Origin of the sequence: Paenimyroides tangerinum (assembly GCF_003865405.1) — a bacterium.
GTDB lineage: Bacteria > Bacteroidota > Bacteroidia > Flavobacteriales > Flavobacteriaceae > Flavobacterium > Flavobacterium tangerinum.
This window is the reverse complement of record NZ_RQVQ01000007.1, coordinates 95,453-112,968: the sequence shown is the minus strand read 5'-3', so window position 1 is coordinate 112,968 and position 17,516 is coordinate 95,453. Positions and strand designations below refer to the sequence as shown.

Annotated in this window: 18 protein-coding genes; 13 read left to right on the top strand and 5 right to left on the bottom strand. The window is 29.0% G+C overall.

The window, feature by feature from the left end:
* Positions 1-217: 217 nt before the first annotated feature.
* The 5 genes from EG240_RS04475 (at position 218) to EG240_RS04455 (ending at position 4,720) form a co-directional block, all read left to right on the top strand.
* Positions 218-1,069: a hypothetical protein gene (locus EG240_RS04475; protein ID WP_125017862.1), complete on the top strand. Its 852-nt coding sequence runs from the start codon at positions 218-220 to the stop codon at positions 1,067-1,069.
* On the top strand, positions 1,041-1,889 hold the full coding sequence (locus EG240_RS04470) for an RNA 2'-phosphotransferase (protein WP_125017860.1): 849 nt from the start codon (positions 1,041-1,043) through the stop codon (positions 1,887-1,889). The genes EG240_RS04475 and EG240_RS04470 overlap by 29 nt, the downstream gene beginning before the upstream one ends.
* A 54-nt stretch (positions 1,890-1,943) precedes the next feature.
* Positions 1,944-2,312: a hypothetical protein gene (locus EG240_RS04465; protein WP_125017857.1), complete on the top strand. Its 369-nt coding sequence runs from the start codon at positions 1,944-1,946 to the stop codon at positions 2,310-2,312.
* A 44-nt stretch (positions 2,313-2,356) separates the two neighbouring features.
* Entirely contained in the window at positions 2,357-3,373 is a 1,017-nt protein-coding gene (locus EG240_RS04460) for a TQO small subunit DoxD (protein ID WP_125017855.1), read from the top strand.
* Positions 3,374-3,472: 99 nt separating this feature from the next.
* Positions 3,473-4,720, top strand: a complete 1,248-nt coding sequence (locus EG240_RS04455) for a hypothetical protein (protein WP_125017853.1) — start codon at positions 3,473-3,475, stop codon at positions 4,718-4,720.
* 56 nt (positions 4,721-4,776) lie between these two features.
* Here EG240_RS04455 and EG240_RS04450 read toward each other — a convergent pair whose 3' ends face one another.
* Genes EG240_RS04450 through EG240_RS04435 form a run of 4 tightly spaced genes read right to left on the bottom strand, consistent with a single transcriptional unit; the run spans position 4,777 to position 8,760 of the window.
* On the bottom strand, positions 4,777-5,490 hold the full coding sequence (locus EG240_RS04450; protein ID WP_125017851.1) for a response regulator transcription factor: 714 nt from the start codon (positions 5,488-5,490) through the stop codon (positions 4,777-4,779).
* 24 nt (positions 5,491-5,514) lie between these two features.
* Entirely contained in the window at positions 5,515-7,113 is a 1,599-nt protein-coding gene (locus tag EG240_RS04445; protein WP_125017849.1) for a sensor histidine kinase, read from the bottom strand.
* Positions 7,114-7,168: 55 nt separating this feature from the next.
* Positions 7,169-7,762, bottom strand: coding sequence for a dephospho-CoA kinase (gene coaE / locus EG240_RS04440; RefSeq protein WP_125017847.1), 594 nt, complete (start codon positions 7,760-7,762; stop codon positions 7,169-7,171).
* 2 nt (positions 7,763-7,764) lie between these two features.
* Positions 7,765-8,760, bottom strand: coding sequence for a glycosyltransferase (locus EG240_RS04435; protein ID WP_125017845.1), 996 nt, complete (start codon positions 8,758-8,760; stop codon positions 7,765-7,767).
* A gap of 97 nt (positions 8,761-8,857) precedes the next feature.
* Here EG240_RS04435 and EG240_RS04430 point away from each other — a divergent pair, with 97 nt between their 5' ends.
* The 6 genes from EG240_RS04430 to EG240_RS04405 all read left to right on the top strand — a co-directional run bounded on the left by EG240_RS04430 (position 8,858) and on the right by EG240_RS04405 (position 13,657).
* Positions 8,858-9,427 (top strand): anthranilate synthase component II, encoded by a 570-nt coding sequence (locus EG240_RS04430; RefSeq protein WP_125017843.1) that lies wholly within the window; start codon positions 8,858-8,860, stop codon positions 9,425-9,427.
* A gap of 13 nt (positions 9,428-9,440) precedes the next feature.
* Complete coding sequence (gene porX / locus EG240_RS04425) at positions 9,441-10,991, top strand: T9SS response regulator signal transducer PorX (protein WP_125017841.1); 1,551 nt, start codon at positions 9,441-9,443, stop codon at positions 10,989-10,991.
* Complete coding sequence (gene tsaE, locus EG240_RS04420) at positions 10,991-11,398, top strand: tRNA (adenosine(37)-N6)-threonylcarbamoyltransferase complex ATPase subunit type 1 TsaE (protein WP_125017839.1); 408 nt, start codon at positions 10,991-10,993, stop codon at positions 11,396-11,398. Before porX ends, tsaE begins: the two co-directional genes overlap by 1 nt.
* Positions 11,399-11,406: 8 nt before the next feature.
* Positions 11,407-12,603 carry an alanine dehydrogenase gene (locus EG240_RS04415; protein ID WP_125017837.1) on the top strand — a complete coding sequence of 399 codons (1,197 nt, stop codon included), beginning with the start codon at positions 11,407-11,409 and terminating at the stop codon, positions 12,601-12,603.
* Between the two features lie 46 nt (positions 12,604-12,649).
* Positions 12,650-13,024: a DUF4258 domain-containing protein gene (locus tag EG240_RS04410; RefSeq protein ID WP_125017835.1), complete on the top strand. Its 375-nt coding sequence runs from the start codon at positions 12,650-12,652 to the stop codon at positions 13,022-13,024.
* Between the two features lie 63 nt (positions 13,025-13,087).
* Entirely contained in the window at positions 13,088-13,657 is a 570-nt protein-coding gene (locus EG240_RS04405; RefSeq protein WP_158611983.1) for a 2'-5' RNA ligase family protein, read from the top strand.
* Positions 13,658-13,696: 39 nt separating this feature from the next.
* Here the strand turns inward: EG240_RS04405 and EG240_RS04400 are convergent, their stop codons facing one another.
* Positions 13,697-14,971, bottom strand: coding sequence for a DEAD/DEAH box helicase (locus EG240_RS04400; protein ID WP_125017831.1), 1,275 nt, complete (start codon positions 14,969-14,971; stop codon positions 13,697-13,699).
* Between the two features lie 225 nt (positions 14,972-15,196).
* Between EG240_RS04400 and EG240_RS04395 the strand changes: the two genes are divergently transcribed.
* On the top strand, positions 15,197-16,978 hold the full coding sequence (locus EG240_RS04395; RefSeq protein ID WP_125017829.1) for an AMP-dependent synthetase/ligase: 1,782 nt from the start codon (positions 15,197-15,199) through the stop codon (positions 16,976-16,978).
* A 109-nt stretch (positions 16,979-17,087) separates the two neighbouring features.
* Positions 17,088-17,516: a MarR family winged helix-turn-helix transcriptional regulator gene (locus EG240_RS04390; RefSeq protein WP_125017827.1), complete on the top strand. Its 429-nt coding sequence runs from the start codon at positions 17,088-17,090 to the stop codon at positions 17,514-17,516.

Sequence of the window (17,516 nt, the reverse complement as noted above, 5' to 3'; positions counted from 1 at the left end):
AATATACAACTATTTCTTTTTTTTACCAACTATTTTTCTTGATTTATTAATCGAACTCAGGTAAATAATAACAATATAAAATTTGCAATCCTAGATATTGGTTATGAAGAAGACAATTTAGGAACGCTTTCTATTCAAAATGATAATTTCGACGAGATTATTTCTGTCATTAAAATTCCTAAATATGAACTTGAAAAATTAATTGTACTAATTCAAAATGAACAAAACTAATTGGTCAATCGATAAAATTATTTCTCGCCTTAAAACTATTAAGTCAAGAAAATCTTATTGGGAATATATTAGTATTTTAAGAAAACGACCATCAGAAGATGTTTTTATAAAATGTACAGAATTAATTGATTCGGATGAATTCATTAACAAAAAAATTGGAATTGATGTTTTAGCACAATTGGGTTTACCTCCAAGAAAATTTCTAAAACAAACATTAAAAATTTATTTTGATTTACTCAAAACAGAAAATAATCCAGAAGTTTTGATGTCAGTTTTATATGGAATCAGTCACAATAAAGAAAATCTATCCGAATCAAGAATAAAAATACTTTGCTCATTTACTAAAAATGATAATAAATTAAACAAAGAAGGCTTAGTTGCTGCATTAATTGGAATTGAAAATGAACTTGCAATCGAAACAATTATTAAACTTTCATCTGACAAAATCAGTCATATAAGAAATTGGGCAACATTTGGATTAGGAACTTTACTAACAATAGATAACGAAAAACTAAGAACAGCACTTTGGAATCGAGTTAATGATAAACATCAAGAAACAAAACTTGAAGCAATTGCAGGGCTTGCCAATCGAAAAGATGAACGAATAAATGACATTATTATTCGAGAGTTGAAATCTGGTGAAATGGGACCATTGCTTCTTGATTCTGTTTTAGAAATGAAAAACAAAGCATTCCTTCCAATTATGAATCAACATTTAAAATCGATTCAAAACGACCAAAACATTTCAGAAAAGTGGAAAACAGATTATAAAAATTGTGTGAATAGATTAACAGAAATTTTAAAAGAAAATGAAATCACAACAAGAAAAAACAAGTAAATTAATTAGTTATTGGTTACGTCACAATCCTGAAGAAGCTAATATTTTTGTGAACGAATTTGGCTGGGCAAAAATTGAAAATGTTTTAACCGCATTAAACAGTCAAAACATCAGTTTAACTATTAATGAATTGATTGAAGTAAATCGCTCTTTTGATAAAATACGTTGGGAAATTGATTTAGAATCAGAAAAAATACGTGCTACACACGGACATTCAATCCCTATTCTTTTGGATGGAAAAGAAGAAAAACCACCAGAATATTTATATCATGGAACAGCTGTTTCTTCGCTTTCAAATATCATAAAAAACGGTATTTTAACAATGAACAGACAATATGTTCATCTGTCAGAAAATCTAGAAATGGCAACTAAAGTAGCTAAACGTCACGGAAAACCATTTATTATCGAAGTTGATACCGAAGAACTTCTAAAAGCAGGATTTACATTTTATAAAACCAGTGAAAATGTATGGCTAACTCAGCAAATTCCACCAGAATTTTTAAATTTTGAACCCTGGTTTCCTACTACAGATAAAGACAATTTTTACATTAATGAATTAAAAAGAGAAATTGGTAATCGTATCTTTCATAAATTATATTTTCATTTAAATGATTTAGAATTAGTTTGGAACACATCAACTTGTGATGATACTTTATTTAGAGATAATAAAACTGGAAAACACTACATGATTCACTTAACTTTTACTCGAAAAAGTCAAGAAACAAATGGCTTTCCTGGATTTGACACTTTTGATTCATTTGAAGATTGGTTAGAAAATGGTTTATATATGGACCAACAATTTTATTATGAATTTAAATAATAGATAAAAACGTTATCTTTATCAAAATTAAATAGTTGAATAATGAATTTAAAAATGAAAATACATTCTTTTACAAAACTCGTAAAGCATTTTGTTTTATTGAGCTTGATTGTGTTTACATTTATTCCGTGTTCAGTAAAAGGATTTTTGGCAGATCGTATTCAAACTTCGTATTCAAAACCTATTTCAAATCCGAAGATTTCAAACACTTTAAATTCTTGTTTATATACCGATTTAACTTCTAAACAAAGTCAAATTCGTCAGAAAAAAACTATCGCTAGAATCAATTTGTTTGAAAATTTATCAAAAATAAAATTCGAGCAAATTGAATCAAATTCTTTATCAGAAAATCAATTTGAATTTTCTGGAAATAGCCCTCCTAAATACATTCTATTTAAACGATTAAAAATTGCAGCAGCTTAATTTGAAAGAATCTGCAAAACAATATTTAACGTTAAATACATATAATGAAAAACAATTTTGAAAATCCAGCTACATCGGGTGGTATTTATACTTTGGCTTTACGCTGGGTTATTGGCTGGACTTATTTCTCAGCATTTTGGCGTCGTTTGATTTTAGAAAACAAACTAATTCCAGATGAAGCTGGTTATATCGGTGAAAAATTCAATCATTTTTTACCTAATGCTTTAGGCATAAAACCAATAATTGAATATTTGGTTTCCAATCCAGATGCGTTATTATATTCAATGATTTCGTTTACCATAATCGAAGCAATCGTAGGATTATGCATTATTTTAGGATTATTTACACGATTGATGAGCATCGGAGTTATGATGCTTGCAACAGGAATTTTATTAGGTTCTGGTTGGTTAGGAACTACTTGTTTAGACGAGTGGCAAATTGGCGTATTAGGAATAGCGGGTGGTTTCACAATTTTTTTAACCGGAAGCGGTAAATATTCTTTAGATAAATATTTAATCAACAGAAATTATAAATTTATTGATAAAAAATGGTTCTCCTTTTTAGCTTCTGGAATTTTACCCATCAAAAATTTAAATCGAACTGTATTAGTTATTTCCATCGGAATAATTGGATTAACTCTTTACACAAATCAATATTTTCACGGTGGTGTTTATGGAAAACTTCATAACAAATCGGTTAAACCAAAAGTAGAGATTTCCAATATATATATCGAAAATTCAAAACTTAATTTTCAATTATTTCGAGTAGAAGGAGCCGATGTTTATGGTTCATTTTTGATTGGAATTCAACTTTTAGATAAACAAAATAACATCGTTAAAGAATTAAACCAAACTGATTTATCTAAGTTCCCAATTGAAAACATTTCTAATCAATATGTTTCGAAAATCAAACCTGGAAAACACAGTTTAATTTTACCATTAGGAGCAAAAGCAGATTTATTAATTGAACTTTCTGAATCAGAATCAAAACAAATTCAGACCATAAAACTAATTGACATCAGCGGAATTGAATGGAGTGAAAATATCGATTCTTCTAAATAATATAAAAATCCAAATGGTTTAAATAAACTATTTGGATTTTTTTTGCTATTTTAAACACCTTTATGTAAATTGAATTAGTAAAACCTAAAAACTTATAATATGAATTCATTTGAAAGCATTCAAAAAGAATGGAATGAAAAAGGTGAAAAATATGCAACTGACGTAAATGAAATGGTTGCTTTTGGAGAGAAAAATGGTTGGGAAAATTGGAAAGGAAAAGAACCTGAAGATTTGAGAATACATTTGTCTGAAAAAGTAATCACATTAATGAAAGAAGCCAATCTTAATAATACGGTTGATTTTTTCAGAGAACAATTTGCTCCATCTCACATTGCAGTTTATCCTTTCTTAAAAGAAAATGGGCAAAGTATTGAACAATTTCTTTTTATAGAAAATCAAAAAATTATTTTTGTCACGGGAAGTTCTTATCAAAAAAGACAAGCTTATCTTTTAGATGAAGATAAAGTAATTACTTTAGACGAAAGTATTTTAGCAATTGGGAAGTCAAAACAAAACAACATTTTTGCAATTGCAACAAATCAGAAAATTACTACCACTCAAGGTTGGGAAGGTGAAATAATCAATGAATTTATTTTTGACAAATTAAAAGATATTGGAATTACGGAATTGATTCCTTTCAACGATGGAAATAAAGTTTTGGTAATCACTTCTGAAGGAATTTTTCTTTTAAATGATTCATCTGAACAAATGATTCATCCCGTACCTGATGAAGATGATGTCGAATGGGAACCAAATATTGATATGGAAAATGGAACACTTTCAAATGATAACAAATTCATTGTAGTTGGCAACCAAGATTATGATCATAGAATTTTAGATTCAGACGGAAATCAAGTTGGTGAAATTGGTCCACAATCAGAATATCCACATTTTTGTTTATTTGCCAAAGATGATAGCCAATTGATAACAAATTCGTGTCATTTTTATAATGGAATCACCATCGGAATTGATTCAGATAAATACATTGGAGCTAAAATTGAAGCATATACAGAAAGTGATTATTTTACTTGTATTGATGAAGAAATGCGCGTTTACACAGGTTTAGCAACCAAAGATTTTTACATTCTAGGTGATGCTTATGGTTACATCAAAGCGATTGATAAGAAAGGAAATAAAATATGGCGCCATTATTTGGGTTCAACCGTTTCTGGAATGACAATTTCTGATGATGAAAATACTTTATGGGTTGGATGTTATAGTGGTATTTTACATAAATTATATTTAAATCGTCCGGTTAGAGACAAACATACAATAGGAAATGCAAATCTATATGAAGAATTTAGATTAATTTTCTGGAAAGATGAACCTCAAATTTGGAAATGGTAAAACAAAAAAATCCTCAATATAAAATATTGAGGATTTTTTATTGTAAATTGAACTTATTATTCTTTATTTTTGATTACTAATCTAAAACCTTCACCGTGAATATTTAAGATTTCAACATTTTCATCTAACTTTAGATATTTACGTAATTTTGCAATGTAAACGTCCATACTACGAGATGTAAAATAGTTATCGTCTCTCCAAATTTTAGTTAACGCAACTTCTCTTGGCATTAAATCGTTTTCGTAAAGAGCTAACATTTTCAACAATTCGTTTTCTTTCGGAGATAATTTTATTGGTTCATCATTCTCGAAAGTTAAGAAACGAAGTTTAGAATTTAAATGAAATGCTCCAATTTGGAATTCAAATTTCGTGTTATCAGATTTAACTTCAGAAGTTTTACGTTGCATAATCGCTCTGATTTTCATCAATAAAACTTCAGAATCGAAAGGCTTGTTTAAATAATCGTCAGCTCCTACTTTGTAACCTTTTAAAACGTCTTCTTTCATTGTTTTAGCAGTTAAGAAAACGATAGGAATTTCTTTGTTTTTATCACGAATTTCTCTAGCAAGCGTAAATCCATCTTTATAAGGCATCATTACGTCTAAGATACATAAATCGAAAGTGTCTTTTTTGAATTTTTCGAAACCTTCCATTCCATTTTTAGCAAGAGTAACTTCAAAATCATTCATTACTAAATAATCTTTCAAAATTGCACCGAAGTTCGGATCGTCTTCTACAAGTAGAATTTTTTTGTTAATTAATGTTTCCATTTAGATATATATTTGTTGTTGTTTCTAAGTTATCGTAGGAAGTTTAATTATGAAGGTACTTCCCTTACCTTTTTCGCTTTCAGCAAAAACTTGACCATTATGCTCATCAACTATTTGTTTTACATAAGAAAGCCCTAAACCATGCCCTTTTACATTGTGTAAATCTCCAGTGTGTTCGCGATAAAACTTTTCAAAAACACGCTTCAAAGCCGCTTTAGACATTCCTGAACCATGATCTTTAATTTTAATAATGATGAAGTTTTTAACGTTTTCTGTGTAAACTTCAATTTTTGGTGCGTCTGGTGAATACTTAATTGCATTGTCTAAAATATTAACTAGAACATTTGTAAAATGCATTTGATTTACCAAAACATAACTATTATCAGCTTTTAGAAAAGTATCAACTTCTCCGCCTCTATCTTCAATAATTAAATAAACATGATCAAGAGCAGCTTCAATTAATTCATTTACATCAAATCTATCCTTTTGAAGATTTAATTCTTTATTATCTAATTTAGATATTCGTAAAATATTTTCAATTTGAGCATGCATTCGTTTATTTTCATCACGAATCATTTGTAAATAACGTGTGACCTTCTCTGAATCAGAAATCACTTTAGGATTCTTGATTGCATCCAACGCTAAATTGATTGTTGCAATCGGAGTTTTAAATTCGTGCGTCATGTTATTAATGAAATCGGTTTTAATTTCAGAAATTTGACGTTGCAAAATCAATTGCTTTATGGCGCTAAAATAAGCGGCAATAATTACAAATGTGAACAATAATGATATAAGAACGAATGGTAATAAATCTGAAAATAAAAATTTAGATTTTTCTGGAAAACTTACATAAAGTTGGTATTTACTATTGTGTTCTAAATCTTCGAAAAGTGGAGTCACAAAAGTTTTACCTTCTATATATTTAAATTTTTCAGATTTGATTGATGTTGACAAACCATTACTGAAAATTGCAAACTGGAAATCAGTATCAATTTCATTTTGATTTAATTCTTGTTTTAATAAACCTTCAATTAATTCTTTTGTAACACGATCTTCGATTGGATACGTAGCAACTAAATCATTATAAGCTAATTCAAGATTTGCTTTTCCTAAATAATCAACTTCTCCTTGCTTATTAATTGTTTCGTCTGGAATTTGACCATCAACAAAACTATTATCAAAATCTACGTCATCAATTTTAGATTTTCCTTTATAAACCTCAGTTTTACGATTGGCTGAAAAATTCTTATAAGATACATTGGCATCCTTTTTATTAAAGAAATTTCCTTTTAGATTATAATCTTCAAGAATTATTGTATTCGAATATATGATCTCATCATTTGTTCTCGAATCACGTTCAACTAAATAAAATTCTTTGAAATCTTTTTTATCAGGAAACTTACCTGTTTGATTTTTTAAATCTAAAATTCGTTTATAAAAATCTAGCTTTTCTTTATCTTGAATTTTATCAGCAACTAAACTAATTACTTGAGTAACGTGATGTTTAAACTGAGTTTCGTTATTTTTATAAGATGTGTTTATCCAATGTAATTGAACGAGTATTATCCCGATTAAAGATAAACTCATGATGATTACTAAAAACTTAAATCTAAACTTATTCATTTACGGTGCAAATTTAACATAAAAAATTTAAAATAAAACAACAATTAAGGAAATATTAACAACAGAAAGTTTTATTTTTTTTTAAAATCTTTGCGATTTCTTTAAAAGAATCGCTTAAAGTCAAATTATTTATCACATAATCAGACTTTTTCTCTTTAATTAAGTCCGACATTTGATTGTTAATTCTTTTTTTTACTTCTTCAAAAGAACTATTATCTCTTGCCATAACACGCTGAATACGTATATCTTCCGGCGCTGTTATTAAAATAACTAAATCGCAATTTTCATTTGCTTTACTTTCAAATAAAATGGCACTTTCTTTTATTACCAATTCATTTTCTTTTAAATCTTTTAGAAAATTATCAAAATCTTTTGCAACCGCTGGATGTACAATCTCATTCAATGCTTTCAATTTTTCTGGATTAGAAAAAACAATTTCAGCAATTGCTTTTCTATTTAAATCTTGATTTTCATCTAAAACATCTTTTCCTAATAAAGAAACTATTTGTTCTATAATTTCTTTTTGCTGCATTACTTTTTTTCCAGCATCATCTGCATAATAAACTTTATAGCCTAAAGTTTCAATATGCTTCATAATACTTGTTTTTCCACTTCCTATTCCACCAGTTAATCCTATTATTTTTGCCATAACTATTTAAAAAACATTTCTGGCATTGCTATTTCTGGTTTTTGCTTCAAAACTTTTAGTTTAAAACTAGAAATTAAAAAACCTATGCCATAACCATAAAACTGAATTAGTGTAGAAATTATTGTTAAGAAACCGATTTTTATTTTATGTTCTTTATAAACCGCTTGGAAAAATAATAAAACAAAATACAAAACACCAATAAAAAACAATGTTTTTATATTAATTAACAATAAAAAAACAGAAATAACTATATAAACCAAAAATAATGTCGGAAACCAATAGGTAATTTTGGTAAATTCTGGATAACGTTGATTTAAAATCGGGCGGGCTTTTCCAAATTTATTTACTTGAGTATAAAATTTTTTCCAGTCGATTCGTCGCTTATGATAAACAAATGCTTCTGGAAATAATCTAGTTTCGAAACCTAATTTCCATAAACGAATCGTTAAATCTGGATCTTCTCCTGGATGAATTTTCCCAAAACCATTCGAAGCTACAAATGCTTTTTTAGAAATCCCCATATTGAAACTTCGAGGTTGAAATTTTGACAATTTCTCAGAACCTCCACGAATTCCGCCAGTCGTCATAAAAGAAGTCATTGTAATATTAATTGCTTTTTGAATATCCGAAAACGAATCCAAAGCGGCATCTGGACCACCAAAACAATCAACAAATTCAGTTGCTAAACATTTATCAACTTCAGATAAATATTGACTTGGAATAATACAATCAGAATCTAAAATGATAAAATAATCACCTTTAGCATGTTTCATACCAAAATTTCTAGAATCACCTGGTCCTGAATTTGGTTTAAAAAAATAAGATATATCTAACTTATTTGTATATTTTTCAATAATATGTTTACATGTAATTGTTGACCCATCTTCTACCACTACCACTTCAAATGATTGATTGAAATTTTGAGTAATCAAACTTTCTAACAACTCATCGATTTCATCAGGTCTATTGTAAACAGGAATTATAAAGGAATAATTCATTTATCTAAAAAAAATTAAGTGAACAAAGTTAAAACTAAGTATTGTATTAATAAAATATCTTAGTAATTTTATCGTTATTTTTCTTAAAAACACTTGAATGAACAAAATTTTATTGATTGATAATTTTGATAGCTTTACTCACAATATTGAACATCTGATAATAAAACTTGGATATGAAGTAGAAACAATAAGAAATGATGATTTTTCAATTGAATATGTTGATAATTTCGAAAAAATTATTATTTCTCCAGGACCGGGATTACCGAACGAAACAAATCAAATTATTGATGTTGTACAACGATATTATAAAAATAAATCCATTTTAGGGATTTGTCTTGGACATCAAGCGATTTCATTAGCGTTTCAAGGTAATCTTAAAAATTTATCAAAAGTTTATCACGGTGTTTCTTCTGAAATAACTATCTTAGATTCCGACGAAAAAATCTTTAGAAATCTTCCAAAAAACATCGAAGTTGCTCGTTATCATTCGTGGGCAATTGACGAAAATAATATTGGAAATGGATTAAAAGTAACATCAACTTCTGAAGATGGAACCATAATGTCAATTAAACATGAAGTTTATGATATTCAAGGGATTCAATTTCATCCAGAAAGTATATTAACTCCTCACGGCGAACAAATCATAAAAAATTGGTTAGAAAAATAGAAAAGAAAACACTATGAGTCAAATAAAAATCTTATGGGTTGATGATGAAATCGACTTATTAAAACCACATATTCTTTTTTTAGAAAAGAAAAATTACCACATCACAACAGCAAATAATGGGCAAGACGCTCTGGATATGTTTGATGAAGAAAATTTTGACATTGTTTTCTTAGATGAAAATATGCCCGGAATTAGTGGTTTAGAAACACTTTCGGAAATGAAAGAAAAAAAATCAACTATTCCGATTATCATGATTACAAAAAGCGAAGAAGAGCTGATTATGGAAGAAGCTATTGGTTCAAAAATCGCTGATTATTTAATAAAACCTGTTAATCCGAATCAGATTTTATTGAGTTTGAAGAAAAATCTAGACCATTCGAGATTGGTTTCTGAAAAAACTTCTTTGGATTATCAAAAAGAATTCAGAAAGATAGCTATGGATATGATGCAAACCAATTCGTATGAAGATTGGACGGAATTATATAAACGTTTGATTTTTTGGGAAATGGAATTGGAACATATCGATGACCAAAATTTAGTTGAAATCCTAGAAAGTCAAAAACAAGAAGCAAATATTCAATTTGGAAAATTTGTTGAAAAAAACTACGAATATTGGTTTAATAATGAAGATGATGCTCCATTATTTTCACATAATTTATTCCGTAAAAAAGTAGTGCCAGAATTACGAGATGATAAAAATGTGCTTTTTATTGTTATTGATAATTTACGTTATGACCAATGGAAAGCCTTTGAATCAATTGTAAATAACCATTACAAAGTTGATAAAGAAGAGAGTTATTATTCAATTTTACCGACAGCAACACAATACGCTAGAAATGCCATTTTTTCAGGATTAACTCCACTTGAAATGGAAAAACAACTTCCGCAATATTGGAAAAATGATACTGATGAAGGCGGAAAAAACTTATACGAAGCAGAATTTTTAAACGAACAATTAAAACGTTTAAGACTAAACATTAAACACGAATATTACAAAATTACCAATCTTAGAGATGGTAAAAAATTCGTTGAAAACTTCAAATCATTAAAAGAAAATAAATTAATTACGTTGGTTTATAACTTTGTGGATATGATTTCGCATGCAAAAACCGAGATGGAAGTTATTAAAGAATTAGCTTCTAACGACAAAGCATATCGTTCATTAACCCAAAGTTGGTTTAAAAATTCACCTTTAATAGAAATCATTCAACAAGCACAACTAGCTGGCTACAAATTGATAATTACTACAGACCACGGAACAATAAATTGCAAAACTCCTTCAAAAGTAATTGGTGACAAAAACACGAGTTTGAATCTGAGATACAAAACAGGGAAATCACTTACTTATGAAGACAAAGATGTTTATGCAATTAAAGACCCGAAAAAAGTTGGATTACCATCAATAAATATGAGTAGTTCGTATATTTTTGCAAAAAATGATACTTTCTTAGCTTACATCAACAATTTCAATTATTATGTAAGTTATTTTAAAAACACGTATCAACATGGAGGAATTTCGTTAGAAGAAATGATTATACCTTTTATTGTTTTAAATCCGAAGTAATGGAATTTTTATTTAAATTAGCTGATATTCAAAATATTGCCAAAGAAATCATTAACCAATCAAATCATAAAGTAATTTTATTTGATGGTCAAATGGGCGCAGGAAAAACCACATTAATCAAAGCTTTATCAAAAGAATTAGGTGTGATTGATGTTGCAAATAGTCCAACTTTTTCAATCGTAAACGAATATAAAACGGAAACAAATCAGACCGTTTTTCATTTTGATTTATATCGATTAGAAGAAGAGGAAGAAGCTTACGATATGGGAATTGATGAATATTTTGATTCTGGAAATTGGTGTTTTATTGAATGGCCAGAAAAAACACCAAATTTAATTCCTGATGAACATCATACAATTAAGTTTGAATTGATTGACGAAAACATAAGAAAAATCATTTTTAAATAACATATAACATGGGAATTAAAACACCTTTTTCAAAGAGCGAATTAATGCCGCAAGAAGAAACTTTAGAAATACGAAAACATCGTAGTCAGTTGTTTATTGGAATTCCTAAAGAAAATTTCAAGTTTGAAAAACGCGTTTGTTTAACTCCAGAAGCGGTTAAAATGTTTGTGAATGCTGGCCATCGAATTCTTATTGAATCCAATGCTGGAATCGAAGCGAATTATTCCGATAAAGAATATAGCGAAGCTGGTGCAGACATCACAAAAGACAATAAAAAGATTTTTGAATGTCCGATTGTTCTGAAAGTTGAACCGCCAACTTTAGAAGAAATTGGATTTATGAAACCAAAAACATATTTGATTTCTGCCGTTCAATTAAAAATGCAAAACAAGAATTACTTTGAAGCATTAGCTAAAAAGAAAATTACAGCATTGGGTTTTGAATCGATTCAAGACCAAGAATCAACACATCCTTTTTTGAGTGCTTTAGGCGAAATTGCTGGTGTAGCTTCGATTCATATTGCCTCTGAATTGATGACCAAATGTCATAAAGGAAAAGGTTTATTATTCGGAAATATTACAGGAATTCCAAATACCGAAGTTGTAATTATTGGAGCTGGAAACGTTGCTGAAAATGCAGCTAGAACTGCTTTAGGTTTAGGTGCAAATGTGAAAATTTTCGATAATTCGATTCATCGATTAAAACGATTACAAGAAAATTTACAACATCGCATATTTACTTCAACCATTCAAGAAACCGTTCTTCAAAAAGCATTAATGCGATGTGATGTTGCAATTGGTGCTATTCGTGGAAAAAATCGTTCTCCGATTATCGTTTCAGAAATTATGGTTCAACGAATGAAACCAGGCGCGATTATCGTAGATGTTTGTATTGATAACGGAGGTTGTTTTGAAACATCAGAACTTACCACGCACGAAAAACCTACAATCATAAAATCTAATGTAATTCATTATTGTGTTCCGAATATTACATCGAGATATTCAAAAACAGCAACTTTGGCAATTAGTAATATTATTTCTCCATATTTATTGGATTTAGCTGAAAATGGTGGCATTGAGAACGTTTTGTTATACAACAAAAATATTCGTGCGGGTGTTTATATGTATCAAGGAATTTTAGTAAATCAACAGATTGGCGAATGGTTTTCGTTAGATTATAAAGACATTAATTTAATAGTTTTTTAAGTTTTTCTAATGGTTTTATTCTTATTTTTGCTCAAAATTATTTAGAATGAAATTTCAACAAAGATTAGCATACTATTTATTAGGATTGATGATTGGAGCTTTTGCAGTATATTTTTTCATGCATCAAAAAGATACCACATTTTGCTATTTACCAAACTGCCGAGTTTTAAAAGATATAAGAAACAAGCCGCTAACTTTTTCTGATGAAACCGAAAAAATGTTAAACGAAAAAACCATTACTTTAGACGAAGTAAAAAATTGTTTAACTCACGGCGATATTGATTTTTCAAGAAGTAACAAAGTCGTTGAAGGCGGAAAACTTTATGTGATTGAAGGAAAAGATAAAGACATGAAAGACATAACGATTGAAATGGTAAACTACGACAATCGAGTTTTATTCAAAAGTTTTACAAATAAATAAAAAAAATGCACTTCGAATTGAAGTGCATTTTTCGTATATTCAAAAATATTCATGTATCGAATAATGGAAAATCTAAACGAAAAATACAGCATTGCAATTGTACCTTCTAATGAAATTGTTTCACTAATAAAATCATACAAAGATTTACTAGCTTCAAATATTGGAAGTTATAAAAGTAGAAATGCAATGGCGCATATCACCATAAAAGAAATTTTTGCAAACGAAAAAGAACTCGAATTAACCATAAAACAATTGCAAAGATGTTGTAATAGCTTCCAACCTTTTTCTGTTCGATGTACGCATTTTAATTCCTATCCAAGTAATAAAACTATTTTCATAGAACCAGACAGCGATTCAAAAAAATCATTAATAGAAGTGATGAAAAAGATTCAAAAAACAACTACAATAAAAAGTAATCACATCGGTTCTGATCCTCATATTTCGATTGGTCGAGGAATTCAAAAGTTTGATGAAGCTTTAGCTATTTTAAATTTTCCATTAGATATAAACTTAATTGTTGATTCAATTACCATTCGAAAATTCAATCCTGAAATCAAACAATATGAAATTTATAAAACAATTCCGTTTCTAAGTTTACCCAATCAAGAACCTCAACAAATGAGTTTGTTTTAAAAACAAAAAAGCAACCTTAAATTAGGCTGCTTTAAATATCTAAATTCTATTTCGTTTAGGTTTATTAGACCTTTCAGAAGATTTCGGTTTTTGACTTACTTTCTCTTTCGGTTTATTACTTGCTTGCTGAGAACGTGGAGGTCTTGCTTTTTGCTCTTTTTTCTCAACTACAAAAACTTCCATCGGATACGGATGATTTTCAATAACTGGAACTTGAATTCCAGTAATTTTCTGAATATCTTTTAAATATGCTTTTTCTTCATAATTACAATATGAAATTGCAATTCCCTTCGCTCCTGCTCTACCTGAACGACCAATTCTGTGAACATAGGTTTCTGGAATATTCGGTAAATCGTAATTGATAACATAAAGTAAATTATCAATATCAATTCCACGAGCAGCAATATCAGTAGCGACTAAAACCTTAATTTCTTTCGTTTTGAAATTATCTAAAGCACGTTGTCTTGCATTCTGAGATTTATTTCCGTGAATCGCAGCTGATTTTACGTTGTTTTTTTCTAAAAACTTTACAATCTTATCGGCACCATGTTTCGTTCTTGTAAAAACTAAAACACTATCATCGATATCTTTTCTTAAATTATCTAACAATAATAAATTCTTATTGTCTTTATCGATAAAATAAACCGATTGTTTAATCGTTTCTGCAGTAGTCGAAGCTGGTGTAACCTCAACTTTAACAGGATTTGTCAAAATTGAATTTGCCAAACTCAAAATACTATCTGGCATCGTAGCCGAGAAAAATAAAGTTTGACGTTTTTTAGGAATTATCGTAAGTAATTTTTTTACATCGTGAATAAATCCCATATCCAACATACGGTCAGCTTCATCCAAAACAAAAATTTCGATATGTGCTAAACTTATATATTTTTGACTTATTAAATCCAATAATCGTCCTGGAGTTGCTACTAAAATATCAACACCATTTTGTAATCTTTTAACTTGATTATTCTGATTTACTCCACCAAAAATTACTGCAGTTCTCAAATCTAAGTTTTTTCCATATTCTTGGAAATTCTCTTCAATCTGAGTAGCTAATTCTCTTGTTGGAGTTAATATTAAGGTACTGATTTTACGTTTTCCTTTTTCAGTTTCGCGTAAAGCCAATTGTTGTAAAATTGGAATTGCAAAAGCTGCTGTTTTTCCGGTTCCTGTTTGTGCGCAACCAAATAAATCTTTCCCTTGTAAAACGTGTGGAATTGCTTGTTGCTGAATTGGAGTTGGAGTTTCGTATCCTTGAGCTTCTAAAGCTTTTTGAATAGGTTCTATTAATTGTAATTCTTTAAATGTAGTCATTCTTAATTTGAGGAAATTCTAAATTTAAAAATAGAAACCTCTTTTTTATTTATTTTGTACAAAGGTGCGTTTTTTAAATGAATAATCACACGTTTTTTTACCAAACTTACAAATTGATTACAAAAAGCACATTTTTTTATACATAATAAAAAAAATTTGCAAGTAATATTTATTATACCTATTTTGCGTATAGAATATTTAAATTTTCAACAAAACATAAATATTATGGATACTATAATTACGCGCTTATTCGACATCCCATATTACCAACAACAACATTATCCTTTAGATAAAGCTTTTGTTACAAAAAAGAATGGAATTTGGGAAGCTACATCAACAAAAGACTATATTGATAAGGCAAATGCTATTACTAGAGCTTTATTACAGATGGGAGTAAAAAAAGGAGATAAAATTGCCCTAATTACTTCAAGCAACCGAACCGAATGGCATATTATGGATATTGGTATTTTACAAACTGGTGCAGTAACTGTTCCTATTTATCCTACTATTTCTGCTGAAGATTATGAATATATTATCAAACATTCAGAAAGTACTTATGTTTTTATTTCAGATAAAGAAATCCTTGAAAAATTAGATAAAGTCAAATTTAATATTCCTAAGCTTAGAGGTATTTTTTGTTTCGATGAAATTAAAGGTTGTGCCAATTGGTCTCAAGTTTTAGAAGCTGGAGATTTGGCTTTCAATCAAGACCAAGTTGAAGCGGTAAGAAACAATATTCACCCTAAAGATTTAGCCTCAATTATTTATACATCAGGAACTACCGGAAGGCCAAAAGGTGTTTTACTTACTCATGAGAATATTATTGCTAATGTTTTAGGAAGTACAGAGCGATTTGATATTGTTCCTGGAACTTCTACATCATTAAGTTTTTTACCATGTTGTCATATTTTCGAAAGAACGGTTTTATATATCTATCAATATAATGGTGTTACTATAAATTTTGCAGAATCAATTGAAACCATTTCTCAAAATCTTCAAGAAATAAAACCCAAATTAATGACAGTTGTACCTCGTGTACTTGAAAAAGTTTATGATAAAATTCACGCAAAAGGTTCTGAACTAACAGGTATTAAAAAAAGTTTATTCTTCTGGGCACTTAGTTTAGGTGAAAAATACGACATACCAGCTCCAAAAGGAAGTTGGTACAATTGGCAATTGAAATGGGCACGAAAACTAATCTTCTCTAAATGGCACGATGCACTTGGTGGAAATTTAGATTATTTAGTTTCTGGTTCTGCTCCTCTTTCTCCAAGATTAGCAAAAATATTTGCTGCAGCTGATTTACCAGTATTAGAAGGTTATGGACTTACAGAAACCTCTCCTGTTATATCGGTAAACGATAGAAGAAATGACGGTTGGCGAATTGGTTCTGTAGGAAAAGTATTAAGTAATGTCAAAATAAAGATTGCTGAAGATGGTGAAATTTTAGCACAAGGACCTTCAATTTCACAAGGTTATTATAAAGAAGATGATAAAACGAATGAAGCTTTTATAGATGGTTGGTTTCACACAGGTGATATCGGAAAGATTAACGATGAAGGTTTTTTATTTATTACCGACCGTAAAAAGGAGATGTTTAAAACTTCTGGAGGAAAATACGTTGCTCCACAAATGATTGAAAACACAATGAAACAATCACGTTTTATTGACCAAATTATGGTTGTTGGAGAAGGACAAAAAATGCCAGCTGCTTTAATTCAACCAAATTTTGATTTTATCAAAGAATGGGCTAATCGAAAAGGAATAAGTGTTGGTTTCAATCTAAAAGAGGTTTGTAACAACGAAGAAGTTATCGAAAGAATTCAAGAAGAAGTAAATAATCTAAACGAAAAATTCGGTAAATGGGAACAAATCAAAAAATTTGAATTAACTCCTAATATCTGGTCTATCGATTCTGGAGAATTAACTCCAACTCTAAAATTAAAACGAAAAGTTATTTTAGAAAAATATAAACACCTTTATAACAAGATATACGATATTAAATAAACATAAATAATTAAATCATTTTTTTAATGTTAAATTAAAAAAAAATACAAAAATAGTATGCGTGCATACTATTTTTTTTTATATTTGAATTTAGAAGAATTTTTTTTAGATGAAAAACCAAACGGTAGATTCTGTTATTAAAGCTACTTGGCAAGCTATTGCGAGAATGTATAATGAAGATGCTTCAAAATACGGTGCAACAATGGCTTTAGGTTATGCTTTATTAAATATAGACAAAGAAGGAACTCCATCAACATCTTTAGCTCCAAAGTTAGGAATGGAAGCAACAAGCTTGACCCGAACCTTAAAAACTATGGAAGAAAAAGGTTTGATTGAGAAAAGAAAAAATCCAAAAGATGGTCGAGGTGTTTTTATTCATCTTACGCCTCTAGGTGTTGAAAAGAGAGCGTTATCTAAAAATAGCGTTATTCAATTCAATGAAAAGCTTTTAGAAACATTTACTAATGACGAATTAGAAAAATTTATTGATATGAATCAAAAAATTCAAGAACTAATCGCTTCAAAGAAAATATATTAA